Origin of the sequence: Bradyrhizobium tropiciagri, from assembly GCF_018130505.1 — a bacterium.
GTDB lineage: Bacteria > Pseudomonadota > Alphaproteobacteria > Rhizobiales > Xanthobacteraceae > Bradyrhizobium > Bradyrhizobium tropiciagri_B.
The window spans coordinates 46,307-69,730 of record NZ_JAFCKH010000018.1 but is presented as its reverse complement, the minus strand read 5'-3'; the positions used below and the strand labels follow the sequence as shown (position 1 = coordinate 69,730).

At 58.9% G+C, this 23,424-nt stretch carries 24 protein-coding genes and 2 pseudogenes; 10 read left to right on the top strand and 16 right to left on the bottom strand.

From position 1 onward, the window contains the following. Positions 1-118: 118 nt before the first annotated feature. From JQ633_RS33730 to JQ633_RS33720, 3 genes are all read right to left on the bottom strand, one after another. Entirely contained in the window at positions 119-460 is a 342-nt protein-coding gene (locus tag JQ633_RS33730; protein WP_211990137.1) for a hypothetical protein, read from the bottom strand. Between the two features lie 26 nt (positions 461-486). Next, the gene (locus JQ633_RS33725; RefSeq protein ID WP_211990136.1) at positions 487-1,383 is read right to left on the bottom strand and encodes a dienelactone hydrolase family protein; all 897 of its coding nucleotides are present in this window, start codon (positions 1,381-1,383) and stop codon (positions 487-489) included. A 125-nt stretch (positions 1,384-1,508) separates the two neighbouring features. Next, entirely contained in the window at positions 1,509-2,141 is a 633-nt protein-coding gene (locus JQ633_RS33720) for a DUF4339 domain-containing protein (protein WP_283812849.1), read from the bottom strand. A gap of 100 nt (positions 2,142-2,241) precedes the next feature. Here JQ633_RS33720 and JQ633_RS33715 point away from each other — a divergent pair, with 100 nt between their 5' ends. After that, a complete protein-coding gene (locus tag JQ633_RS33715) occupies positions 2,242-2,478 on the top strand; it encodes a helix-turn-helix domain-containing protein (RefSeq protein WP_211990134.1) in 237 nt (78 codons plus the stop codon). A 21-nt stretch (positions 2,479-2,499) separates the two neighbouring features. Here JQ633_RS33715 and JQ633_RS33710 read toward each other — a convergent pair whose 3' ends face one another. The 4 genes from JQ633_RS33710 to JQ633_RS33695 all read right to left on the bottom strand — a co-directional run bounded on the left by JQ633_RS33710 (position 2,500) and on the right by JQ633_RS33695 (position 5,403). Further along, positions 2,500-2,835: a DUF3768 domain-containing protein gene (locus tag JQ633_RS33710; protein WP_211990133.1), complete on the bottom strand. Its 336-nt coding sequence runs from the start codon at positions 2,833-2,835 to the stop codon at positions 2,500-2,502. 116 nt (positions 2,836-2,951) lie between these two features. Further along, complete coding sequence (locus tag JQ633_RS33705; protein ID WP_211990132.1) at positions 2,952-3,524, bottom strand: hypothetical protein; 573 nt, start codon at positions 3,522-3,524, stop codon at positions 2,952-2,954. A gap of 221 nt (positions 3,525-3,745) precedes the next feature. Next, positions 3,746-4,771: a hypothetical protein gene (locus tag JQ633_RS33700; RefSeq protein ID WP_349631664.1), complete on the bottom strand. Its 1,026-nt coding sequence runs from the start codon at positions 4,769-4,771 to the stop codon at positions 3,746-3,748. Between the two features lie 56 nt (positions 4,772-4,827). Next, entirely contained in the window at positions 4,828-5,403 is a 576-nt protein-coding gene (locus tag JQ633_RS33695) for a tyrosine-type recombinase/integrase (RefSeq protein ID WP_211990131.1), read from the bottom strand. Between the two features lie 342 nt (positions 5,404-5,745). Here JQ633_RS33695 and JQ633_RS33690 point away from each other — a divergent pair, with 342 nt between their 5' ends. Both JQ633_RS33690 and JQ633_RS33685 read left to right on the top strand, forming a co-directional pair. Continuing rightward, positions 5,746-7,722: an ATP-dependent helicase gene (locus tag JQ633_RS33690; RefSeq protein WP_211990130.1), complete on the top strand. Its 1,977-nt coding sequence runs from the start codon at positions 5,746-5,748 to the stop codon at positions 7,720-7,722. 405 nt (positions 7,723-8,127) lie between these two features. Further along, the gene (locus JQ633_RS33685; RefSeq protein WP_211990129.1) at positions 8,128-8,505 is read left to right on the top strand and encodes a hypothetical protein; all 378 of its coding nucleotides are present in this window, start codon (positions 8,128-8,130) and stop codon (positions 8,503-8,505) included. Positions 8,506-9,068: 563 nt separating this feature from the next. On the opposite strand, the gene JQ633_RS33680 is transcribed toward JQ633_RS33685, so the two are convergent. From JQ633_RS33680 to JQ633_RS33660, 5 genes are all read right to left on the bottom strand, one after another. Further along, entirely contained in the window at positions 9,069-9,755 is a 687-nt protein-coding gene (locus JQ633_RS33680; protein WP_211990128.1) for a YihY/virulence factor BrkB family protein, read from the bottom strand. Positions 9,756-10,084: 329 nt separating this feature from the next. After that, entirely contained in the window at positions 10,085-10,588 is a 504-nt protein-coding gene (locus tag JQ633_RS33675) for a ferritin-like domain-containing protein (protein ID WP_211990127.1), read from the bottom strand. A gap of 346 nt (positions 10,589-10,934) precedes the next feature. Next, on the bottom strand, positions 10,935-11,564 hold the full coding sequence (locus JQ633_RS33670) for a cysteine hydrolase family protein (protein ID WP_211990126.1): 630 nt from the start codon (positions 11,562-11,564) through the stop codon (positions 10,935-10,937). Continuing rightward, positions 11,548-11,760, bottom strand: coding sequence for a hypothetical protein (locus JQ633_RS33665; RefSeq protein ID WP_211990125.1), 213 nt, complete (start codon positions 11,758-11,760; stop codon positions 11,548-11,550). Before JQ633_RS33665 ends, JQ633_RS33670 begins: the two co-directional genes overlap by 17 nt. 148 nt (positions 11,761-11,908) lie before the next feature. Further along, complete coding sequence (locus tag JQ633_RS33660) at positions 11,909-12,307, bottom strand: low affinity iron permease family protein (protein WP_211990124.1); 399 nt, start codon at positions 12,305-12,307, stop codon at positions 11,909-11,911. Between the two features lie 362 nt (positions 12,308-12,669). Here JQ633_RS33660 and JQ633_RS33655 point away from each other — a divergent pair, with 362 nt between their 5' ends. Genes JQ633_RS33655 through JQ633_RS33640 form a run of 4 tightly spaced genes read left to right on the top strand, consistent with a single transcriptional unit; the run spans position 12,670 to position 14,660 of the window. Then, positions 12,670-13,251, top strand: coding sequence for a phosphatase PAP2 family protein (locus JQ633_RS33655; RefSeq protein ID WP_211990123.1), 582 nt, complete (start codon positions 12,670-12,672; stop codon positions 13,249-13,251). Further along, positions 13,238-13,843 (top strand): cupin domain-containing protein, encoded by a 606-nt coding sequence (locus tag JQ633_RS33650; RefSeq protein WP_211990122.1) that lies wholly within the window; start codon positions 13,238-13,240, stop codon positions 13,841-13,843. Before JQ633_RS33655 ends, JQ633_RS33650 begins: the two co-directional genes overlap by 14 nt. Continuing rightward, positions 13,840-14,187, top strand: a complete 348-nt coding sequence (locus tag JQ633_RS33645) for a DUF3147 family protein (RefSeq protein ID WP_211990121.1) — start codon at positions 13,840-13,842, stop codon at positions 14,185-14,187. Before JQ633_RS33650 ends, JQ633_RS33645 begins: the two co-directional genes overlap by 4 nt. Then, a complete protein-coding gene (locus JQ633_RS33640; protein WP_211990120.1) occupies positions 14,184-14,660 on the top strand; it encodes a DUF3147 family protein in 477 nt (158 codons plus the stop codon). Before JQ633_RS33645 ends, JQ633_RS33640 begins: the two co-directional genes overlap by 4 nt. Positions 14,661-14,685: 25 nt before the next feature. Here JQ633_RS33640 and JQ633_RS33635 read toward each other — a convergent pair whose 3' ends face one another. After that, on the bottom strand, positions 14,686-15,201 hold the full coding sequence (locus tag JQ633_RS33635) for a ferritin-like domain-containing protein (RefSeq protein WP_211990119.1): 516 nt from the start codon (positions 15,199-15,201) through the stop codon (positions 14,686-14,688). A gap of 88 nt (positions 15,202-15,289) precedes the next feature. On the opposite strand from JQ633_RS33635, the gene JQ633_RS33630 reads away from it, so the two are divergent. Both JQ633_RS33630 and JQ633_RS33625 read left to right on the top strand, forming a co-directional pair. Then, complete coding sequence (locus JQ633_RS33630; protein ID WP_211990118.1) at positions 15,290-15,442, top strand: hypothetical protein; 153 nt, start codon at positions 15,290-15,292, stop codon at positions 15,440-15,442. A gap of 106 nt (positions 15,443-15,548) precedes the next feature. Continuing rightward, positions 15,549-16,401: pseudogene (locus tag JQ633_RS33625) on the top strand (ROK family protein). Positions 16,402-16,446: 45 nt separating this feature from the next. Here the strand turns inward: JQ633_RS33625 and JQ633_RS33620 are convergent. The 3 genes and pseudogenes from JQ633_RS33620 to JQ633_RS33605 all read right to left on the bottom strand — a co-directional run. Next, positions 16,447-16,641: pseudogene (locus tag JQ633_RS33620) on the bottom strand (DUF6496 domain-containing protein); the annotation flags it as partial. 723 nt (positions 16,642-17,364) lie between these two features. Then, a complete protein-coding gene (locus JQ633_RS33610; protein ID WP_211990115.1) occupies positions 17,365-17,640 on the bottom strand; it encodes a hypothetical protein in 276 nt (91 codons plus the stop codon). A gap of 905 nt (positions 17,641-18,545) precedes the next feature. Continuing rightward, positions 18,546-19,850, bottom strand: coding sequence for an Nramp family divalent metal transporter (locus JQ633_RS33605; RefSeq protein WP_349631663.1), 1,305 nt, complete (start codon positions 19,848-19,850; stop codon positions 18,546-18,548). A 170-nt stretch (positions 19,851-20,020) separates the two neighbouring features. Here JQ633_RS33605 and JQ633_RS33600 point away from each other — a divergent pair, with 170 nt between their 5' ends. Next, positions 20,021-21,397 (top strand): carbohydrate porin, encoded by a 1,377-nt coding sequence (locus JQ633_RS33600; RefSeq protein WP_211990114.1) that lies wholly within the window; start codon positions 20,021-20,023, stop codon positions 21,395-21,397. Positions 21,398-23,424 lie beyond the last annotated feature (2,027 nt).

Here is a 23,424-nt window from a genome sequence, read left to right as displayed (position 1 = left end):
ATCAGACCCATCGCCGTCGCTCGTACGCCTGCTAATACTTGTCGCAGCATTAGCAATCGGTTGTAGCTGCTGGGGCCCTACCAAATCAGATTTTCTGCCGATTGTCGGTCGAAAAAACTCAATGCACGGTCTTCAAAATAGCAGCCGCGAATCTAGCTTCTTCGTGAATTCTAGCAATCCGCGCGGCTTCCAAAACCTGACGGTAAAGACTGGATTCAATTCTCGGGATGAATAACGTCACCACTTTTCCGGTACCGAGCACGTGCCCGAGAGGCAGTTTGCTGGCTACCGCGCTCACCTCAGCGGGCTGTCGGATCAGGACACGACAATTCATGTCCATGGCCGCGGAGACGATGTTGTCTTTCAGGACGTTGAATCGAGCGCCGCGCGGTGTCCCATCGGGTTCTAGACCGAGGACAAAGATTTGATCAAAGCCGGTGGGGTCTGATTTTTGTCCCATGTGGAGATTGCCATTGGATCACGACCTCATCTCAGTTCGACGCCCTTGGCAAATTTCTTTGTCTTTATCGCGGAGATGATGGTCGTCATCATGTCCTTCTCCGCCGTGGCGTTGTAAGTCAGCGACCAACCATGCACGCCGACCTTTGCCGGTTGGTTGAGAATGAACCCGTGGTCTACGCCCTGGTATTCGATCAACCGCATCGGCATAGCCCGTTTCTTCTTCATCATTTCGTGGCAAGGGGCTGATGGGTTCGCGTTGTCCTTGTCACCGGTGAACACAATCACCGGGGCGTAGTAGTCACCGTATTTCGTGATCACGCTGTAGCAGTTCGGCGCAATCGAGAATCCCGCGGCGAAGCGATGAGGATGGTCGTCCTCCTTCTTGGTCATCGCCATTAGGCTCGCCAGCGCTCCGTTGCTGTAACCCATGACGTAAACTTCGGTTGCGAGCCTCTTTTCAACAATGTAGTCCAGCGCCGAGTAGGCGTCGTCGGCCCGGCGACGGCCCCAGTGCTGGTCCGGTGGCCCGCAGCTTTCATCCACGTAGCGCGTGGTATAGCTGTCCAACACGAGTGCGCCGATGCCTTCCTTGTTTAGCAGGTCTACGACATGCGCCGTCCATTCTTTCTCAGAGGTGGTCATACCGTCGCAGCCGTGCATGACGACGACGAATGGAACCGGACCCTTCACGTCCTTCGGCGAGTGGATGTAACCGTTCAACTCGCCGTCCTTCTTCACTTCGCCGAACTCCTGCGGCGTGCCGTTCTTAAAGTTCTTGCTGAAGCCGCTGTCGTAGGGATTGTCCTTTGACCAGTGCTTGTCCGAGTTATGAGCGTAGTCGCCTTTCCACTTGATCTTGACTTCTTCGGCGGACGTACCGCATGAGAGCAAAAGCAACATCAACGGGAATATCGATTTCATATGTGTTTGACCTATGGGTTGGCCTTCGTCGGCGAAGTCTCGACGGCGGCTCGCTGATTGGGGCTGGAGCAATTATTGGGAGAGAGGATGCCGGGTTCGAAACGAAGCCCGGCATCGGCCGCGGATTAGCTTTCGACCGACGCAAAGATCACGAAGCCGACGATCAGGCTGACGATCCAGGCGATCGCGTAGTAGGGGCGCTGCTCCAGGCGCTTGGCCCTCAGGAACAGGTAGATCGGAGTGAGCAACACAGCAGCGACGCGGGTTAACCGTGAGCCATAGCCCGCTTGCTGCAATTTGCGGTCATCGAGCCAGCCAAGCAGGCCGTTAATGACAACGGGCACCTGAAACGGGAGCCCCTTGCTTGCGTGATACTGTATGCCGAAAGCTAGGGCGCGGGCCGCTGCATCCTGGTTGCTGGCGCTCACGATGGCCTCGATTACCCCGATCACAAGAGGCAGGAGGGCGAGTGTCCAGACGTAGCCATTGCTGATGTGCTTCGATGAAATTGGAGGAGGCTCGGCTGCGACCAGATCACGAAGGTCACTCTCTCGGAGGGGCTTCCATTCCGGCATTCCCTTTCTCCAGACCTGGGTGCCCGTCTCGATCTCCTTTTTGTTCAAGAGGTCGTTGATGGTGTCAGCGGTCATGGGGCCTCGCCGACCTCCGTTCACGACGTAGTACCACTCGTTCGGTGCAGGCGGGTTCGCGCCCCCGAGATCCGGCAGGGGCGGTGGTGCGGAACGTTCTTCAGTCATTTTGGCTTTCCTTTTTCTAGAGACGGTTTTTTGAAGTCGCCCTCGCTTGGATCCAGATTTTCGCAAATAGGGAATATAGTCCCTAGAGACTATATGCCCGATGGTGCTCCATCCGGCAATGCAGGATTGGCGCGTCATCGTTGGCAAGAATGTCCGGCGTATGCGCCAGCAGCGTCGGCTAACCCAAGAAAAGTTAGCGTTCGAAGCTGACCTGGACTTGACCTACATCGGCGGGATCGAGCGAGGGCGGCGCAACCCCAGCCTCTTAGCAATGGCTCGCATTGCTGAGGCGTTGTCGGTGCCGCTCGTCAAACTCTTGAGCGAACAGGGAGGGTAGGCTTGGTCGATTGTGAAGGCGCTAGTATTCGTCCGCCTTCATGATCGTGATGATCCGCTCAGTGACGGCGGGATCTGCCGGGTTGGGTGAGCGGAAGTTGAGCGACTTGTCAAAGTAGTCGATCTTGAACATCACGGAGATGCCGTCGAAATCGAAGACGCCGAAATCGTGCTCTTCGTGGGGGTCGTTGGCGTGGCAAAAGTCATCGAATACTGCGATGGTTTGGACCAAACGTTTAACTGCGTCGGGTCCTAGCTCGGCGATGCCTGCGGTAATAACCGCTCCGCCGCCGAGAAGATGTTGCCGCAGCTCATCGTTGAGCGCACGTATCCGGTCCTTGTCCGTGTGCAGGGACATGGTTGTTCTCCATGATGTCTGTTGATTAAAGGGCCTGGGCTCGCGTCCGCTAAGCACCAAGCATGGTCAGAGGGTCGAAGCCCGGGCCGTGGTCCGGGCTAAGCACTAGGCGTGTGTTATTCTGGACCAGGGTTTACGAGACCCACCTGGGCGATATGCCGGACGTAGGTGCCCTTGTCCGGGTAGTCGCGAAGCCGAAGGGTCAAAACCTGGTCCTCCCGCTTGGTTACTAGGCACGGCCACCACCCAAACCCGGGGTCGTCGTCCTCGGCGAGCACCAGTTGGCCGACGGTGATGCTTTCCCACGTGCGCGGCAGGCCAGCAGCAATAGTGCCGGTGGTCGCCTTGACCTTTCCAGGGGACGGCGCTGGGGCAGGCTGTTGAAGCTGGCTTCCGTCGCCAGGCATATCGAGCGCGGCCTTGAGCTTGCTCAGGAGGTCCCGCCGGATCGGTGGCACAAATGCCTTGCCGCTGGCGTAGAGTCTCCCCACGGGCAGCTTCATGCCGAGCTCGGTGACTGCTGGCGAAGCCGGGTGCACGGAGGCGAGCTTCATCTGCGCCGCAGCGTTCGCGACTTTCTCGTTGTACTCCGGAAACCGAGCGCCCCGTGGCTTTCCTTCTTCATCAAGACCGAAGACGAAGAGCCTGTCTGGTGTGGTGGCGGCTTTCTTCTCTGGCTGCTTTCCCATGTTTTTCCTCCTCAAAAGCAGACGGGGCCCAACAGGGCCCCGTGTTCTGTGGTTCTAGCGATGTCGTGGCTTGGCCACGGTGGCGGGCCAGGCGGCCGCCGATGCAAATAAATCACGGCATTGTCTCCACTATAAATTGCAAAGTCATTGCTAGACCTTGTACAGCGAGTATATGCCGGCCATCGTGCTGTCTCAAGTGAAATCTGCACCGAAAATGCGCTCTAACTCGCTGTTTTTGCGTCGATTTTTGAGGTTTTTAGCGGTATTCGGCCGCACCTTTGGTGCAGGTGGCAGTAATTGATTTGACAGGCTAGCCGATCGTCAATTCGGTTGCCATTGCAGAGGTTTAGGCAGTCGCCTGCGCAAAACCGCCAGATGGCGTTCTGTACAAACCTCGCGAACCTTCGCGGGAACGCTGGGTTCAGGGTGCGCGTATCGATACGGCCAGCCACGGTCCTAATGATCTCGGCGCAGCCACCGGGGCCGTAACAAGCGGCGCCATAAGCATGAGAGCTACCGCAGTCCTGTAAAATGCCCGTGCGATGCAGAAAGTTATGGACCAGCGTGTCTACCGCAATCATTGCGGTACCAGTTTCAAGCCAGGTCGGCCGTTGCTCGCGGGCGCCGATCAGCAGCGTGGAGAGCGTCATCATCAATATCTTGTCGGAGACGCCGTAGACATTTCGCAGAGGTCCGATCAAAGCCTCCTGACGTGCCGCTTCCAACTCGGCCATTGTCGCGCCTTTCGCGCCGTCCAGTTGGGCGTCGATCCAACCCACCAAGTCGCCGTTGGCGAGGTCGCGGACAAACAAGAAGAGCGAGTACGCGGTTTGGTTCAATCGGCCATTGCGAAGCCGCGGCAAGGGAAGGGGGCACGCATCGATGTGGTCGGGCTCAGCGCAGGTGAAGCTGGTCTTGTCGTATCGGCAGCCTTCGAAATGCCAGTAGCTGCGCAGCTTCGGGCAAGATGGCGCATTCTTCTCGTTCGCCGTAATCGCTGACCAGGATGCCGTGCCATGCTTGTGGATGTAGTTGCGTGCGACGCGGTCGGAGATTCCTTGGAAGCTAAATGTCGTGGCGAGCCAGTCAAAGATCGGCGGCGTGTCTGCGAGTGCAACAGCTCGAACCAAACCCGCGTCTCGAGCCTCGTCGTCGATCTCGTCGAGGAATGACATCGAGCCGGCGACCGCGCAAACAGTCCTGATCAAGCTCTCAGCCCGGCCCAGCGGATCGGTGCGTTTCGTCACGGCCGGCTTGTTGCCGACAGCTAGTTTTGCCGAGCGCCTGCCCGGAACGCTGGTGGCTAGATGAGGGATACCAGCCTCCGTTGAGCGTCGCTATCGCCGTCGATATAACGCTGCGTCGTCTGAATGGATCGGTGACCAGCCAGCAATTGGACGTCGCGCAGCGAACCGCCTGCTTTGTGAACCGAGCGAGCCGCTCGCGTAATGAAAGTTCGACGCCCCGAGTGCGACGAACATCCGGCGAACCCGAGTTCCTCATAAGCGCGGCTAAACCAGACCACGATACTCATCGGTGTCATTGCGCCGCCGCGCTCGGATCGAATGAGGGGCCCGTATCCCTTAGACCGCTGTCGTGCTTCGACGAGGGCCTGTCGAAGTTCAGGATGAATTGGAATTGAGCGGCCGCTGCGCTTCTTTGCGATCTCGTCGCGAACTTCAAGCGTGCTACCGACTTCGCCGCTCGGGTCGAGCAGCATGGCCCACGTTAATTTGGCGATCTCTGCGGCGCGAAGACCTGCTTTCACCGAGAGTAAGACGATGAGACGGTTACGAAGTGGGTGGCGAGAGCGCTCTGCAAAAAACAAGAGATCGTCGATATGATCAGTCGAAAGCGTCTTCGCTTGCTTGCCAGCCATCTCACTCAAACCAGTTTTGAGAACAAATATAGAACATTTGGCTAAGTAGGCAACAGAAACTTTTGCATCGATACGCGTCTGACACTGCGTGCGACCGCAAGATCCGCCCTCAACGTGCACTGATGCTTGCTTATTCTAAGGCTTACTCAGCAGCCTGCTTGTTGTGTTGCTCTGCGTCTGTCGACACCTCGCACCCCGCATCTATGGCTAGTTCGGCGGCGGCACTGAACTCGTGTGGTTGAAAGGTGTCGCACGTTGGTGGCTCTCTTACCCGCCTATCAAGCTTCGCGAGAAAACGAACCTGTAAAGGGTCGGTAGTCGAATATCTCACGAAGGAAAACCATGACTCTCGACCATCTGAAACATATGAACAAAACGCAACGCGCTGCTGTTGTGCATGGATACAAGGCTGCCCCAGCAAAGCCCGGTCGGCCGCTACTGATCATCGCTGGAGCAGGCACTGGAAAAACGGAGACATTGTCGAACCGGGTTGTTCATTTTCTGGCAAGCGGAGTAAGCCCCGACAACATCTTGTTGCTCACGTTCACGCGGAAGGCGGCACAGGAAATGACCCGCCGCGCGATTGCCACGGCTGGCCGTGTCCTAGGCGCGAATGTTGGTGATATCCCGTACTCAGGCACATTCCACGCTGTCGGCGCGCGGCTCGTCCGAGAATTTGCCGAGCAACTCGGCTTGTCGCCCAATTTCACGATCAAGGACCGAGGCGATAGCGCCGACCTGCTCGACATGGTTAGGCACAAGCTCGGCTTCTCGACCCTGGATGTGAATTTTCCAGACAAGAACCAATGTCTCGAAATCTACTCATACAAAATCAATGCCTGCCTGCCTCTGAAGGAGGTTCTGAAAACGAAGTATCCGACGGGCAAGAAGTGGGCCAAGCAGCTTCGGCAACTTTTCGCTGAGTACCGGGTAGCAAAGCGCAAGCAAAACGTCTTCGACTACGACGACCTGCTGGTTTACTGGGTGAAGATGCTGAACCAGCCCGACATAGCCGGCCAGTTACGAACTCGTTTCAGCCACGTGCTAGTGGACGAATACCAAGACACCAACCGTCTTCAGGCCAAGATCCTCTTCGGCCTCAAACCTGATGGCCGAGGTGTCACCGTTGTCGGCGACGATGCTCAAGCGATCTATTCGTTCAGGGCGGCTACAGTCGAGAACATTCTGGACTTTCCTCGGGTGCTGCCGAAGGTCCGGGTTATCAACCTCGAACAAAACTACCGTTCGACAAACCAGATCCTCAAGGCATGCAATGCGGTCATAAACCTATCGACGCGCGCATTTGATAAGAACTTGTGGTCCGACCGGCCGAATTTAGGCAGGCCAAGGCTCGCCGTTGTCGAGAACGACACGGCACAAGCCACTTATATCGCCAACCAGATTCTTTGTGCGAAGGAGGAGGGCATTCCATTTCGAGCCCAAGCTGTCTTGATGCGGTCGTCTCACCACAGCCAGAAGCTCGAAATCGAGCTGGCGAAACGCAACATACCGTTCGAGAAATGGGGCGGCGTCAAGTTTCTTGAAGCAGCGCACATCAAGGACGTGCTCAGCCTGTTACGTTGGCTAGAAAATTCACGTGATGAGGTGGCTGCTATGAGAGCCTTGAAGCTGCTGCCGGGCGTCGGCCCGAGCGCGGCCATGAAGGTGATAGAGCGACTAGAAGGGCGGACGGGGCGGCTGGTGCTCAGAGACGCCGACCGGCCTCGCGGTTGCGGCGATCATTGGGGGCAATTCGTTCGGTTGATAAGGCGTCTGCAGAAGCGGCCCTGGAAGGCCAGTCTGCCGGAGGTGGTGAAATGGTATTTGCCGCTGATGAAGCACGACAATCCCGAGCTTCGTTCGGCAGACCTTGGCCAGCTCTGCATTGTCGCCAGCAGCTATAGCTCGCGTGAGCAGTTCCTTGTGGAAGTTACCCTGGAGCCGCCAGAAGGTGCCGTCGGCCCAAACAAGCCGGGCCGGTCGGATGATGATTGTCTGGTCCTCTCGACGATTCACTCTGCCAAAGGTCAGGAATGGGACCACGTTTACCTCTTGAACGCGGTGGATGGTTGCATCCCTTCGTCGAAGGCCAAGACGCCAGCAGAGGTCGAAGAAGAGCGGCGACTCCTATATGTCGCGATGACGAGGGCAAAGAACCGCCTATCGTTGATGGTGCCGCAGCGCGTCTTTTCGTGGCGGCAGAATTCTAGCGTCGTCGATCTGTTCAGGCGGCGTAGTCAATTCATACCAAGGTCGGCCGAGAAGCTGTTTGTCGTCCGTGCGGCGTCAGGCAAACCACAGACAAGACGAGCGTCGTGAGCTCTCATCGAGGGGCTGAGGGACGGGTGCGCAAGGGGCAGGGCCAGCGGACGAGAGGGCCGTGTTCGTCCGGACTATTCAGGCGACCTGCGCAAAAAAAACCGGCGGCGGCGAGAAAATCTCGTCTGCCGCCCGCCGCGGCCGCAACTGATAAGGAAATCAGAATTTCATTATCAGTGGCGACCGACTCCGTTGGTTGTGTTCATCAGTTGCGACTGAAGTACTGCCGTCTTCTATCTCCAAATGCGCTGGCGATCAGCGAATTCAGGTGTTTTGAGGAAGTGGCTTTCAGGATTGGGCCAAGGTTGTGCGGCACCGGCGCAATCGTACGTATTTGGATCCTGTAAAGTGGTAGGCGCAACCGTTATGCGCATCCCCCAATGATCTGGATAGGAAAACGCTATCATGAAAAACGACCGAACTAAGCTTTCTCAGCGGTCATCGATCTCAAACGAGGCTCTTGCGTTCGAAATCACAAATGCGAGGCTTCATTTCGAGATGAGTTCTAATTGGCTGTTTGGTCTGGCTGACCAAATCGCGGCTTTCCCTGATATGAGTATGGAAGCGACCAATCTCTTGAGAAAGTTGAGAAGGCGTGCGTTAAAAGGAAGGCTCGGCAAAACAGACAAAAAGAGCGTGTACGATGCTCTCCGAGCACTGCAGATGTATTCACGAATGGTGGCGAGTGAAGACGATCCGCTGAGCTGCCTCGATACGGTCGAAAGTGTTGCAGCTTTCGAAGACCATCTCGCAAAATTGCGGAGCATCGTTGATCGCCGCTAGCCGACTGATAAGAAAATGAGAGAAAGCTTATCAGTTCGCGTTTCGATCGCCGTAAGACAGAAATCCCAAAAGGCAGACCTGATGCGCTCACAAAGGCTTTTGCGGAAGATCCAGCCAAGCAAAAGCAATGGGCCGCCTTTCTGAAAGATGTTGCCATCGATCCCGGGACGCGTCCGGAAACGATCGAAGCCTTGGCAACGTTCCTCATGCCGTACGCCGACGCAGCCGCGAAGCTATGACGCCTCTGGAATCGTAGCCGTCGCTAGCTCGAATTGACGCTTAAACCATTCTCATTTTTCGCGGACGCGACCATTGTTTCGCGCAATTGCAAGATCGATGGTGGATATGTGAGCGTCTCGCCAGCGCTTCGCGTGCTCAGGCCCGATCGGACCATTTGTCGAGTGCTTGTATCATCGAGCTGAAATAGTTGAGGTACCAACGCCCATCTGTGTCCTGAAGAAGAAAATCTCGGTCACTCTCGGGAATTCCGTCAAGCCGCTTAAGAATACGATCTGAGACCACGATGCGAGGAAAGATCGCGAGGCGCCGAGCGATCCGTAGGTCTAATTGAACGTGCCGAAGTTGGCTGCGTACCACGAGAACATACCGGACGCCGCGAGCCAGAGAATCGTGGCGGGTGAGCTACCCCAAGTGATCCAGTGCCACCGCGGCGCCTCGCGGCTCGGCCCGAAGCGATAGATACAGGCGATCGCAATGGCCAGCGCCACGAACATCACGGGCCAGCGGACGATCCGGATCAGCAGGTCGGTGAAATTCGATAGATAGAGGTAATTGAGAACGATGGGTAAGGCGACTACCGCAGCGGGCGACAAAAGCACGAACCCGATCCCGGCCAGCGTGAATGAAAGAGAGATGACATTCAGCTTGAAGAAGCCGCGCTTCTCGTGCTCGCCGTAGACGATATTTAGGGTGTCGAAAAGCGCCTTCATCGCAGCGTTGGCGCTCCAGAGCGAGATCACGAGTCCTACGGCGAATGTCAGCCCGAGCGTACGATCCCCTTTGGAGCCCACGCGGACGAGCTGCTCGCGCGCCACGTCGATGGCGCCGCCCGGCACGAAGCTGGCGACATCGTCCAGATGCCTTGCGATGCTGCTGGGGTCGGTGAAGATCCCGTAGATAGCGACGAGGGCGGCCAGCGCCGGGAAGATCGCCAGGATGCTGTAGTAGGTCATGCCGGCGGCCAAAGCCAAAATGCGGTGATCGCTGATGTTGCCGTAGACCCGCCACATGATGTCCTTCCATCCCTTGGCGGGGATTTCGGCGGGCGAGGTGGCCTGGCGGCACGGTCTTGGCTTTCGACGGCGAGGCCGGCGGGAGAGGCATCCCGCTGCGTGTGAGACCGTGAAGGAAGAGCTTCGGAGGAGTCCGGTTGACCGCCATTTCGGTCGGCGGGTGCCAAGCGTTCAATCAGGAACGCTGCCGCCATCAGACCAAACGCCGTCGCGACGCTCCAGCCATCAAGGCGGGGAACGATCGGCGTCCGGTCTTCTTATCGTACATCTCTTCTCCGCCCGCGAGGGCCGTTTCGCGCTGGCGACCGCCCTCGCGCCATCAGGGCTCACGCAGCCTTCTTGTTGACGCTGCGCAGCGCCATCGTGTTGAGCTTCTCGTCGGTCGCTTTTTCCTCATCGAGAGTCTGCTGCAGTACCGATGCGCAGTCGTCGCGACCGAGCATCTTCGCCCAAGCGATGAGCGTCCCGTAGCGGGTAATCTCATAGTGTTCCACGGCTTGGGCGGCCGCGATCAGCGCCGCGTCGAGAACCTGCTTGTCGTCGACGTCGCCAGCGATATCGCTCGCTTCCTCCAGAATGCCGTCGATCGCGGGGCAATCGACCCCTTGGACTTCGACTCCATGCATCTGAAAGACCTTCTCGAGCCGAGTGATCTGGCCATTGGTCTCGGAGAGGTGGGTTTGGAAACCGTTCTTGAGATCCGAATCGGTCGCCTTCTCGATCATGTCAGGGAGATTTTTGGCGATCTGCTGCTCCGCGTAGTAGATGTCCTTGAGCGTATGCACGAACAGGTCGTTCAGCGTCTTGATGTCTTTGGTGAAGAATCCCATGGCGTCCTCCTGGGTTGGGTTCGCCCTGCAAACCGCCGACGTCCAGGACTGTTCCTAAGCGTCACAGCGATTCCCGAGCGCGATTGTCTCCCTGAGCGAGCTCGGTCTCCAGCCTCTCGCGCAGAGCGCGTCAGTCTTGGCGGGAGGTCCCGTCATGACCTCGACGGCCGTCGTCGTGTCGGCCTTAGCACCGCTGCCGCTCTTCCCAAATCTTGGACGCTTGTGCGAAGAGAGTTCATCGCGCCAAGCTCGTCAGTGAGTTCCTCAGCAGTTTCTTAAACCATCCCGCGGCACTCTTTTGCAGCGGCCGTCTCCTTGGGCCGGGGCCTGCATGGAATATGAGCGTTCATGTCGGAGGAATGCTACCGAGCCAGGCGGCGAGTAGCGTTTCCGTCGACACGCACTCCACCTGCTGGCCGAATCGGTTCATGTAGATGTTCATCATGGAATCGTGGGTCTCGTCGGCCGAACTGCAGACCGCATCGGTCACGAGAATGACCCGGAAGCCCCAATCGACGGCGCCCAGCACCGTGGCCAGAACGCAGACGTCGGTCTCGCCGCGGGTAATGACAACGGTATCGACAGACGAGCCCCGCAACACGGCGTGTAGATCGCTTCCGGTCCAGGGCGAATAGACGTGCTTGTCGTAGGTGCGGGCCGGTGGAACGAAGCGGGTAAGCTCTGGCACCAGATCGATCAAGTCAGGGCCCAGCTCATCGATGGTCATCGAGCTCCAACGCTCGTAGTAGCGTCGCCACATCCCGGTGCCCTCGCCGGCTTTTCTCGCCGGGATGAAACGGGTGAAGATGGTGCGTTCGGGGTGCGCTGCCGTGATCTCGACGACGTTCGGCAGGACCCGCGAAAGCCATGGCATCTTCCGTTCGGTCGGTTGCGCGAACATGCGCTGCATGTCGACGCAGATATGGACCGCACTGGCGCCGGGAGGCCCGTAGTTCAGCTCACCATCCTTCGACATGGCTCCTTCCTCGTGCGATAACCTCGACCGACGAGCGGTGCCGTTCCAGCGTCGGCGAGAGATCGCGGACCTTGCAACGAAGGACAACGCTGGCGAGTGTGGCGCCGACAAGGTTCGAGCCTACGATGACCCAGTCTCTCTGGATGACGCCGTAGACGATCCATAGCGAAAGGCCGAGCGTGAGCGCGGCCAGCATGCCTAGGTCCGCGTGGATCCGCGAGGCTAAGCCTTCCAGAACTTGGGCACGTAAGAGAGCGAAGCCAGAAAGGCGGCGACGCCGCCAATGTAATGGGTGAGGTTAGACACGGGGAAAATAACGGAAGGGCGGCGTCCCTGTTCCTATTCTAGCCGGCCCGCTTGAGAACCTCGACCTTGGCGCTCTCGATCTCCTCGTCCGGCGCCTCCTCGATACCAGCGATCTGGTTGCGCGCGTTCTTGGTGGCGAGGATGAGTTCGTCAAGCTTCACCTGCAGCGCCAGCGTGTCGCGGTTCTGTGTTGCCTGGATGAGGAACACCATCAGGAAGGTGACGATGGTCGTGCCGGTATTGATTACCAGCTGCCACGTGTCGCTGAAGTTGAAGAGTGGACCTGTCACGGCCCAAATGACCACGACCGCGACAGCGAGCAAAAAGGTCGCCGGCCGACCGGAAATCCGCGAGGTCGCTACGGCCAGACGGGCGAACCAGCCGCCTTTGGATTGCGAGGTCGACGAAGCATTCCCGATAGGCAGGTTGGCGCGCATGCTATTTGGCTCCTTGACGCTATTGGGCTCGGTTTTGAGCTTTGGATCGGTCGAAAGGATCTTTGCGCCGGCCTGAGCGGGGGCTTGCTCGGTTCTACGCCGGAATTCGCGTGAACTGCGCTGGAGTCCTTCCGCCGATCAGCAGGTAAGCCGCGACGAGACATGCCATGATCGCTAACCCCCCGCTATCAGCCAACGCGATTTTCGCTTCTTCCGCACGGCCCTCCATACGCACCTTCCAATGCTGGTCGGCGGCGAGGGTTCCTTGGGGATGAACTTGGCTCCTGCTCGAACGTTATGACCGCAACTGCAATTCGAACGAGGCGCTGCGGGCACCGCAGAACGCCGCTGCGGACGAGGTGATGGCTCTTTTGACCGTGAAGCCGACGAGGGCGGACGTGGAGATCGCGCGATCCGTGGCCCGCAACACCACCCGCCGCGCGGAGACGGTCTCGCGCGGGCTCACCTGGGGCGCCGATGAGAAAATCCTTCTGGCCTTGGCGGTCGCAGGCTGGATCGCTTCCCGAGGGCGGTCCGAGCGGCTCCAGCGCGCGGGCAATCAAGCACTTCTCGTCACGGTCGCCGCCTCCCTACTGCCGCACGGCATGAAGTCTATCTTCGATCAGACCCGCCCCGACCGGAAGACGGTGCTCGGCCACGTGCACGGCGTCCCGTTCTCCGGCAAGCGCAAAGACGCCTTCCCGTCGGGACACGCTCTGCACATGGGCGCACTCGCGTCCGCAGCGGGCACGCTGGCGCCCGGACCGCGACGAGCTATCCGGCTGCTCGCGGTCGGCCTTTCGCTGACAAGGATCGTAGTGCTGGCGCACTGGGCAAGCGACGTCGCCGCGGGCTTCGCGCTTGGCGCCTTCATCGAACGTCTGTTGAGGTTCTGGACCGGCTATCCGCTGCGATCGAAGGAGGAAGGTGATGCCAATCCTTGAGGAATTGAAGGAGTACATGCAGCGTACAACTGGATTGGGCCGTCCGGGCAAGCGCAAAGCCGCGAACTTGGTGCGGCCAAGCAAGCCACACCCAGTCCGGTTCAAGGACGACGGACTCGTGCCCAACCATCCGCGCTGGCCGTTCGTCATCTACAAGGGTGCCGTGGATCTTGGCGACGGGCATGATCCCGCGGCCGTCATAGAGGGCCTCTTCGAGGCTAACGGCTGGAGCGACACCTGGCGCGACGGAATCTACGACTACGTCCACTACCATTCCCGGACTCACGAGGTGTTGGGCATAGCCCGCGGCAGAGGACGCGTGCGTTTTGGTGGCAGCAAGGGCCGGATATTCATGCTCAAGGCCGGCGATGTCGCGGTCTTGCCGGCCGGAACCGGTCATCAATGGCTCGCGGCGGACGAAGACTTTCTGGTCGTCGGCGCCTATCCCTCGAGCGGCACCTACGACGAGTGCACGACGATCGAGGACCGCCCGCGAGCGCTGAAGACGATCCCCAAGGTGCCGGTGCCGCGCAAGGATCCGGTGTACGGCGCGGGCGGCCCTCTTTTGAAGCTTTGGAAGAAGCCGAAATGACCGAGTACGTGATCCGCTTCCTGGTCGGCGGCGCCGTGGTGTCGGCGTTCGCTATGCTTGGAGACGTCCTGCGGCCAAAGAGGTTCGCCGGCCTGTTCGGGGCGGCGCCGTCGGTTGCTCTCGCGACGCTCGGCATCGCAATCTACCAGCATGGGCAAGCCTATGCGGCATCGCAGAGCCTTTCGATGATGGCCGGCACCGTCGCGCTTGCTGTCTACAGCATCGTCGTTTGTCAACTGCTGATCCGGGCGCGCATGCGGGCGCTGTCGGCCACGCTACTATCGATCGTCGTCTGGTCGGCGGCCGCCTTCGGACTTTGGTCGCTCGCGGGAGGGCCGGGATGACCACGCCGATCCACGTTTCGTTGTCCTCGTTGCGGGAGGGCCGCTGGTACGAGTACGTGATCCGGTTCGCGCTCGGCGGAGCAGCAACGGTCTTCACCGGTCTCGTCAGCAGCAGGTACGGGGCCTCGGTTGGCGGACTCTTCCTGGCGCTGCCCGCGATTTTCTGCGCCAGCGCAACTCTGATCGAAAAGCACGAAATCCGACGAAAGCGGAAGGCTGGGTTGCCTGGCCAACGTAGAGGGCGGGAGGCTGCCGCGCTGGATGCTGCCGGCGCGGCGCTCGGGGCCTTCGGCATGCTGGCTTTCGCAGTCGTGTTCTGGCTGCTGGTAGAGGCCAGCGTCGCCGGCGCCTTCTCGGCGGCGTCGCTGGCTTGGCTCGTCGTCTCGGTGGCGGCTTGGTTCGTGCGGCGAAGGCTGCGGGTGGCCCGGCGGCCGCGTCAAGCGGGGAAAACGAGCGATCTCGCGAAGCCGTGAAGACGCTCGTTCTGAGGCCGAGCGATCAAGCCGCGGGGGCGGCCTTGGCGTTGACGCCCTTACGCAGCGCGACCGTGTTGAGCTTGGTGTTCGCCGCCTTCTCCTCGTTCAGATTGGTGGTGAGGAAGCGGACGATCTCGTCGTGGCCGAGCTCCTCCGCCCATGCGATCAGCGTGCCGTAACGGCAAATTTCGTAATGCTCGACAGCCTGCGCGTTGGCGACGATGGCGGCGTCCAGAACAGACTTGTCCTCAACATCGCCCGCGGTCTCGTCCGCTTCCTTGATGATGCCGTCGATGGCCGGGCACTTCGTGCCGCTCGGTTCCTCGCCCAGTTTGGCGAAAGCCTTCTCGAGCCGCTCGACCTGCTTGTTGGTTTCCTCCAGATGATTCTTGAGGCTCGCGACCAAGACGCGGTTGGTGGCTTTGTCGATCATCTTCGGCAGCGCTTTGAGGATCTGCTGCTCGGCGTAGTAAATGTCCTGCAGCCCGTGGATCAGCAGGTCGTCCATGGTTTTGATGTCCTTGGTGAACAGTCCCATAAGCGAATTCTCCTTTCACAATGATGGCGAAGGAACGCGGAGACGCCGCCGCCGTTCCCGTCTGCGACAACCGGACCGGAGACGTCGAATGGAAAAGACCGAAACATTTGCCGCGCTGCTTGGGCGGGCGGCCCTGGACGTATGGGGCGACATGCCCTGGGACATTCAGGAGGCTCTGTTCGAAACGGCCATGAAGGGACGAGCCGCCGAGCGCGAGGAGCTCGCGCGTCTTCTTCACTAGCGACATCCGCGCACGCTGCATCCTGCAAAGCCGGCATAGGAACTGTGGCTCTGTCTGCGCGGTTTACCTGACGAGCCGCGCATCGGCGGCTTGTTCAGAGTACAGAATGTCTGAGACGGTCACGACTACCGGCATGGCCGCCCACGGCGCCTCCCGCCTTCCTTCGGTGGAGATTGACAGCTTCAATATCGAGTTGAAGGATGACGGAGGATTCATCGGCGACCGCGAGAGCAAAAGCGCCTTCCGCGACATCCTTGAGAAGTGGCGCAAGCCGCTGCGCAAGACCGGTGAGGATCCTTTCGGGAAGGAGCCGTCGGAGAAGGTCGGCAAAAAGCTGCTAGACGCCATCCTGGTGGGCGACGATACCGAAGCGCCATCCCGACGACGCCGGCCTGATCGGGGCGCTGCATCTGGCGCCGTCATGGATCTACGAGGGCCAGGATTCCATCCTCGCCGTTGACATCGGCGGCACCAACATTCGCTGCGGCGTTGTGGAGGCCTGCCGCAAGAAGGCCGAGGACCTGTCTAAGGCGTGTGTCTGGAAGTCCGAGCTCTGGCGTCATGCCGACGATGAGCCGAGCCGGGAGCAAGCGGTGAAGCATCTCGTGAAGATGCTGAAGGATCGGATCGCGAAAGCCGACAAGGAAGGATTGAAGCTCGCGCCCTTGATCGGTGTCGCCTGCCCCGGCGTCATCAAGGCGGATGGCTCGATCGAGAAGGGCGCTCAGAACTTGCCGGGCAATTGGGAGAGCAGCAAGTTCAATCTGCCGGCGAGCTTGGTCGAAGCCGTCCCCCAGATCGGGGGCCACGACACGGCAGTGATCATGCACAACGACGGCGTGGTGCAGGGGCTTTCGGAAATGCCTTTCATGCAGGACGTCAGGCGCTGGGGTGTGCTGACAATCGGGACGGGGCTAGGCAACGCCCGCTTCACCAACCGGGGCAACGGCAAAGTTTAAGGCGAAGCGCGGTTCAGCCTGCTTTGCCGCTCTCCTTCATTTCTTCTTCTTCGGGACTTTCTTGCCTTTCTTGCGCGCCTTCGAAAGTCCGATTGCGATCGCCTGTTTTCGGCTCTTGACCTTGCCGCCCTTACCGCCCGGACCGCTCTTCGCCTTGCCTTTCTTATAGCGCCGCATTTCGCTTTTCACGTCGCTGCCCGAACTCTTGGAATATTTCCGTTTTTTCGCTTTTCGAGCCATCTTCTTTCCTTCGTCCAGTGCTTGCCATCACCCCAAGACCGGCTGTTTAAAAATGGAGCCGTAAGGCATTTGTTCCTCCTCAGAAACGGCGTGATGAATGTTCCCAGAGGTCGGCTTCCGCAGGTAGGAACTGCAATCGCCTGGCCCCGTTTCCACGGAGAAAGAAGGTAAAGGCGTTATGCGGTGGCATCGAAGGCGAAACTTGCCAAAGGAAAGGAGAGGCCGCACGAAGCGGGACCGGTGCTTGGCGGACGATGACCCCGAGGACCTCCTTGAGGACTGGATGGCGGCCCCGGGAGACTCGGCTGCACTTCTGTAATCTCCGATGTTCCCGAAGCGCGAATACGAACGACGCATCGCGAGCATCTGTCTCGCGGAGCTTCAACCAGCGCCGGCGGTCCAAGCGCAACGCTTCTGGCCTGGCTCGCGCCTACGAGCTGTGGGGAATGCTGGCAAGCCGGAAGGTCGCGATAAGGAGTTTTGGCGCCTAGCGGAGCAACAGCTCTTCAACTTGGATAAGGGTTCGCCTCTTCGGACACTGACACGCTGTGACGAATTGCAATTGCCCCAGCGGTGACCGCCTCAAGCCCGTCTGAGAATTTGCCGCACCTTGCCTAGACGGTGGAAGCGCGGCTGCATGCGCGGTGCCGGCTTGAGATGTGGTTGTAACAATTCAAGCGATACCAAAGCGCTACAAGAGGCCATTGTCAGCGACCATGCTTTTTAGCCGCCTTTCCTGCGTCGGTTGTAAGGCGAGCGATTGACTGGCTTAAGCGAGATACCTTCTCGCTGCGCCTTGCTGGCGATCGAGCTGGGTGGCCGCTCCATCTTAAGGCTAATGACGCCAGTTGGCGTGTTCGCCTTTGCCAGCGTGCGAAGCTGCTCTACTTCCTTGTCGGTCCACGGTTGACGCAAGCGGCGCTTATACGTGGGATTTTTCTTGCGCGGCCCCTTCTTGCCGATGGGTGATCCCGTCCGCTTCCATGCTGCTTGTGCCATGTTTGATCCTCCTTGACCTATCAAGGTTCAAATCAGCATCTTTGTTCCGAAACCAGCAAGCTTTCGGACGTTAAGCGGCTTACAGGGTGTGCGCTACGAAGCCAATGCACAAGCCAGGCTGCTCGGAGCCGAGCGCGATGTGGAATGTCCTTCCGGAGAAGGGCCGCTTGCCCGAAGCTCAGATCCCATCCCGATGAATACTAGGCTTCGCCCGCAGGAGAAGGAGGCGACAGAGAAGCGTGTTGAGCGCTGAATAAAATCGTTCGTGTCAGACGGGCCCCGATTAACAGAGAAGCTGAAAATAGCATTCGCGCCTTGAAGGAATGTGCCTTGCGTGGCGGAACTTTCTCGCCTCCAAGCGCGTTCACGCGCCACAACAGGAGGATATCATGGGCTTTGGAAAAGGCGCATTGCTGTGGCTGCTGGGAGTGCCCCTCCCGATAATTTTGCTGCTTGCTCTGTTCTGGCATCACTAGCGTGGCGTATTCGTCTCATGTCAGCGCTAAGGCTCTCGGCCTAGCCGAGAGCCTTGCCATTTGGAAAAGCCGGTCGAGTAGGCAGATCCCGATAAAGCGTGCGGAGTTGGCAGTCACTACGTGATGAGTGCCGATCCACCCGTCGGGTTGCACCTTCAGAACGACCGTCGCAGTAAAAGCGCCTTATCTGATGGCTGATTCCCGACCGGTCTGGGGCAGAGATGGTGCACCGGACTTTAGCTCATACGCGGTCATGCACCCGCCTTACGCCGGCTGGCGACGCGGATCAGACAGGCGGTCGCCTCGCCCTCTAGCCGCGTGAGAAAAGATGCCAACCCCACAACCTCGCCGGCTTGAGATTTTTCGCGCCCGCTTCCGTTGCTCATTGCCAATCATTCAGCAAAAACGAGCTCGATTGGAGCGGGGATGCTATTCCCAACCCGCCACCGAAACGGCCATACCGACAATGCAGAAAGCCATGGCCGCCGTCGCAAGCCAGCCCAGCCAGTAGACCGGCCCGCGGACCACGAGATCGCCCATCACGGACCTCCGGCGCACCAGCAACATCATGATGGTCATGATCGGCGCGGCTAAAACGCCATTGATCACCGCGCTCCAGTATAACGCCTTGATCGGGTCTATCGCGGTGAAGTTGAGCGCAACACCAAGAGCGACTGAAATTGTTAGTACGCTGTAGAAGGCAGCGGCTTCCTTGGGCTTTCGCGACAATCCAACGGGCCATTTTCGTCCTTCGCCGATCGCATAGGCAGTCGAGCCTGCCAGCACCGGGATCGCGAGAAGTCCCGTCCCGATGATACCGAGTGCGAAGATCAGCTCTGCGAGCGCACCCGCTACAGGCCTTAGCGCTTCGGCCGCCTGTGCGGAAGATTCGATATCGGTCTTACCAGATGCGTGCAGGGTCGCAGCCGTTGTCATGATGATCGCGATGGCGATGAGATTGGACACGGCCATTCCGACTAGCGTGTCGATCCGGATCCGCTTGATTTCCTCCTGCTCCTTGTGTGGCTCTCGCTTCAACGGCTTTTTGTCCGGATCGATCCGTTGCTCCTCGGCTTCCTGCGACGACTGCCAGATGAAAAGATAAGGTGAAATTGTTGTCCCGAGGATCGCGACCAATGTCGTCAGAAACGTGCCGCCCCACTGAACCTTGGGAATCAACAGGCCCCTTAATGCCTCGTCCCACGGTACTTTCGCCAGAAAAAGCGCGATGACATAAGCGAACAGCACGAGTGTCAACCATTTCAGAATCGACACGTAGCGTTCGTACTTGAAGAAAATCTGCGCGATCACCGACACCCCACCGAAGGCTACGACGTAGAGCGTGCCCGGTCCGCCGATGAGAAGCTTGAGGGCGTCGCCCATCGCGCCGAGGTCGGCGGCGACGTTGATGGTATTGGCAATGAACAGCAGCACGATCAGGGACCAGATGACCGGTACCGGGTAATTGCGACAGACGTTGCCCGCGATACCGTGGCCAGTCACGCGTCCGATCCGGCCCGATATCTCCTGGATTGCGACCATCAGGGGATAGGTAATCAGCATGGTCCAGCCGATGCCGAACCCGAGTTGCGCCCCGGCCTGGCTATACGTGCCGATGCCCGAGGGGTCATCGTCAGAAGCTCCGGTGATCAGGCCTGGACCCAGGCGCTGTAGAAATCCGTCGTGATCTTCGTCTTCGACGGACCGATTGCCTGCGTTCTCATTCCCCGTCACCCGATTTCTCCAAGTTGTTCCGAGACCAATTTCCGGAACCGACAACGCGTTCGCAAGCGGACGGGTCCTATTGTGCAGGTTTGGACACAAAGTTCGCTTTCCGATGTTGATCTGAGTAATTGTCGGACCGCGCAAAACCTGCATCATGTGGTGATGGTCGGATACGTCACATGCGCCGCTGGTTGATCCTACTCGCGTTGCTGCTATGCGGTAGTGCTATCGCGCAGGAGGACAAGAAAACCGACGATCTCAAGCCTGCTGACCCCGATACGGGCGAAAGCACAGTGCAGGAGACGACGCTCGGGCTTTTGCCGAACCCGCTCGAAAAGCGCGGCGTCAAGTTTGCCGTCACCTATATCGGTGAGGTCCTTGGTAATCCAACCGGCGGCGCGAAACAGACTGCCATCTACGAGGACCGGACCAACTTTGCGGTCGATGTCGATTTCGAAAGACTGGTCGGCCTCAAGCAGGTGACCTTCCACGCCAATATATTTCAGATCGACGCGGGCGGTCTTTCACGTGGCGCGCTTTTCAATTTCATGGATGTCAGCGGCATCGAGGCGCTGCCGACAACCCGCCTCTACGAGGTCTGGTTCGAGAAGAAATGGGGCGAGAAACTCGCTTTGAGAGCGGGCCAGCTTGCCGCCGACACGGAGTTCATGACGGCGAAATACACCGACGTTTTCACCAACGCCTCGCTCGGCTGGCCGGCAGGCCTGTCGCTCGATCTTCCCGGCGGTGGGCCATCCCCGCCACTAGCCGCCATGGGGGCGCGACTGCGAACCGACGTGACCGACAATCTCACGCTCATCGCAGCCGCGTTCGACGGCAACGCTGCGGGTCCCGGCACGGATGATCCGCAGTTGCGCGATCGGTTTGGCGTGAATTTTCGGGTGAACGATCCACCCTTGTTTTTGTCCGAGGCGCAATTTCAATGGAATGCGAAAAAAGGTGATCCAGGGCTGGATGGGAAGCTCAAGCTTGGCGGCTGGCGCCACTTCGGCGGCTTCTCAGACCAGCATTTGGACACGGCGGGCGTCTCCCTTGCCGCGCCGGCGAGTACAGGTATCGCTGCGAACCATGTCGGCGACTTCGGTCTCTATGCTTCCCTTGAGCAGAAGCTCTATCGCCTGGGAGATAACGAGGATCGCGGCATCGGCGTATTTGCGCGAGCGTCATACAGTCCGCCCGATCGCAATCTGATCGATCTTTACGCCGATGGCGGCGTTGAATTCATCGGCCTTATGGATAGGCGGCCGCACGACAAGTTCGGCGTTGCGGCAGCCTACGCTCACGTCTCTCCGCGTGCCCAGCTGCTCGACCGCGACTTTCAATCCATCCATGGCCCCCCTTGGCCGCTGCGCACGTCGGAAGCGCTGCTGACTGCGGTCTATCAATATGAAGTTCGGGCGGGCATGACCCTTCAACCCAATGTCCAGTTCATCCGTCATCCAGGCGGCGGCGCGACCGATCCGCTTGGGTCGTCGCCCGGCAAACATCTAAAGGCCGCCACCGTCGTTGGGCTACGCAGCGTGGTGAAGTTTTGAGCTGCCTTCGGGGAAGACAATTTTGGGTGAAACCAGTGTTCGTCGAGAAAAGATCGACTGGCGCAAATCAACAATCGACTCTTATGTACAAACAGACGCTATGTGGCGGTTAACAACGAATGAGGCAAGGCCGACACCACTATCTCGTCTGATGTCGCCTTTTGGATGTTGGCGTTTGAATCTTGCACGATCCAGAGGTCGATTATCCTGATGGATCTACGGGGCGTCACGGGGCCCATCGGTCCCGCTCCAAATTGGCACCCGACTCGGGTCACGGCTTTCTTCAGCTTCGGCGCCGTGCAAGTCCGATTTCCGCGCAAGCTGCGGTTCACGAAAAGTGGCTCCGACACTGGGGCTCGGCGGTCACGAACCATCCCTGAGCGAAAGGCGAAGTTCCTAACTTCACAGCTCGTTGGCGACTGGCCGTCCCTGCTGGAGCCCGACGCGACCAACTTGCTAGGCAAGTTTGCGTTGCCCGCTGCGCCATCGGAATTGAAGGAACGGAGCTTGGCTCTCTGTCACGGAACCTAGCTTGATGCTCAAGGGTCAAGAGAAACGGGGATAACGGGGATAACAAGGGAAACTCTCGGCCAAAACCAGCACTTGTTAGCGCAATCGACTCCGAATGAGCAAAATCTTCGTTCTTCGCTGATTTTTATTTGTTGGGACTATAGTCAATCTTTTGCTGAATGGTCACGTTATGACTATCCTCAATGAACGGACGTCCGCAAATCTCGACGTTGTACTCGACGAAGCCTGTCGTGTACTTCCGAACAATGGCGGAGATCACGAGAGCCGCAAGTTCGTCGCCATGCGGCTACTTCGCTCCGCACAGCGCGGGCAGACGGCGCTCGGCGCGCTTGAGGCGGTGGCGCGGCGGGCCATGCATAGCCTTACGCGGAAACACAAGGCTTCGCTATCCCGGTCATTGTGACGTTTGCGTCACCACGCATTCGACCGATGCACCTACAGTGGCGGTCCGGGAGAGCTGATGTTTGATGTCTACCTAAACGAAAAAAAACGGCCTTTTGATCGTTGCGCGGGGCTGCCCCGTTCCAGAAAAGGAACGTGGCTCCTGGCGGAAGAAGCGCTCAGTACGATCAGTGAGCGATCGGATACGGGCTGACATCCGCGTCATTGGATTTCACCGCCGAAACCTGGCAGCTCGCCCAAAGTCCATCGCAGAGACCGGCTACACATCGTGAACCTTCGACAGTTGCCCATGGTCCGCTCGAGCGCGGATAGCCGGGACACACGTCGCAAGTATTCTTGTTTGACGTCGTTTGCCGAAGCCGTGCTGTGCTCCTCGTTTATCTGCCTGGGCCAGGCCAAGGCTTCGGGGGTCCCAGCCCCCTTGATACGGTTCGATAACGGCGTGGGCACGCCCGGCATCGTCTTGATCAAGCTCGAGGCGAAACGCCTAACGTATTGGAAGGGGCGCGAAGAGGGCGAGATCTTGCTCTGAGCGGATCACCGTGTCGCGAAAAAGAGTGAGTGAGCCGTCTTTTGGAGTGGCTTTTCCGCAATCGGGCCACGGATGCCATCAGGGCCGCGCAGCGCCCAATTTGCTCCTGGGGATCGCAATTGTGGTCGGCCTTTCTGCTTGGATCTGATCCGGGGCCGGTAAGCTGGCAACGCTTTGACGGTCGTCCTCAAAGGAGGTCTTTCTCTGGGCTGTCGATGAGATAATCCGGAGCGTGAATCCCTGCCGGCGGTGTCTTGGAGTGACGGTCGTTGGATGCGAGCTCGCCACGGTTCTTTGGTGAGTACGCAATGAAGTTGAGTAAGTTGACGGAAGCCGCCGTCTTAAGGCTCCCCGCAGAACGGGTTCCTTATTTCGGCTTGTCGCGGTACGGGACCTTCGTAAGCACCATTGGCTTATGGCTAGGTCCTTCGAACTGCCCAAACACCCCTAGAAGCTGTGGCCGACCATTCTGGAAACAGGGTTTCCGCTTAGGCCGCTTGAATCCACTTCATTTGACGTCGAGCGCACAGTCAGCGCCTCCCGCCGCAAGCAGTGGTCGTCT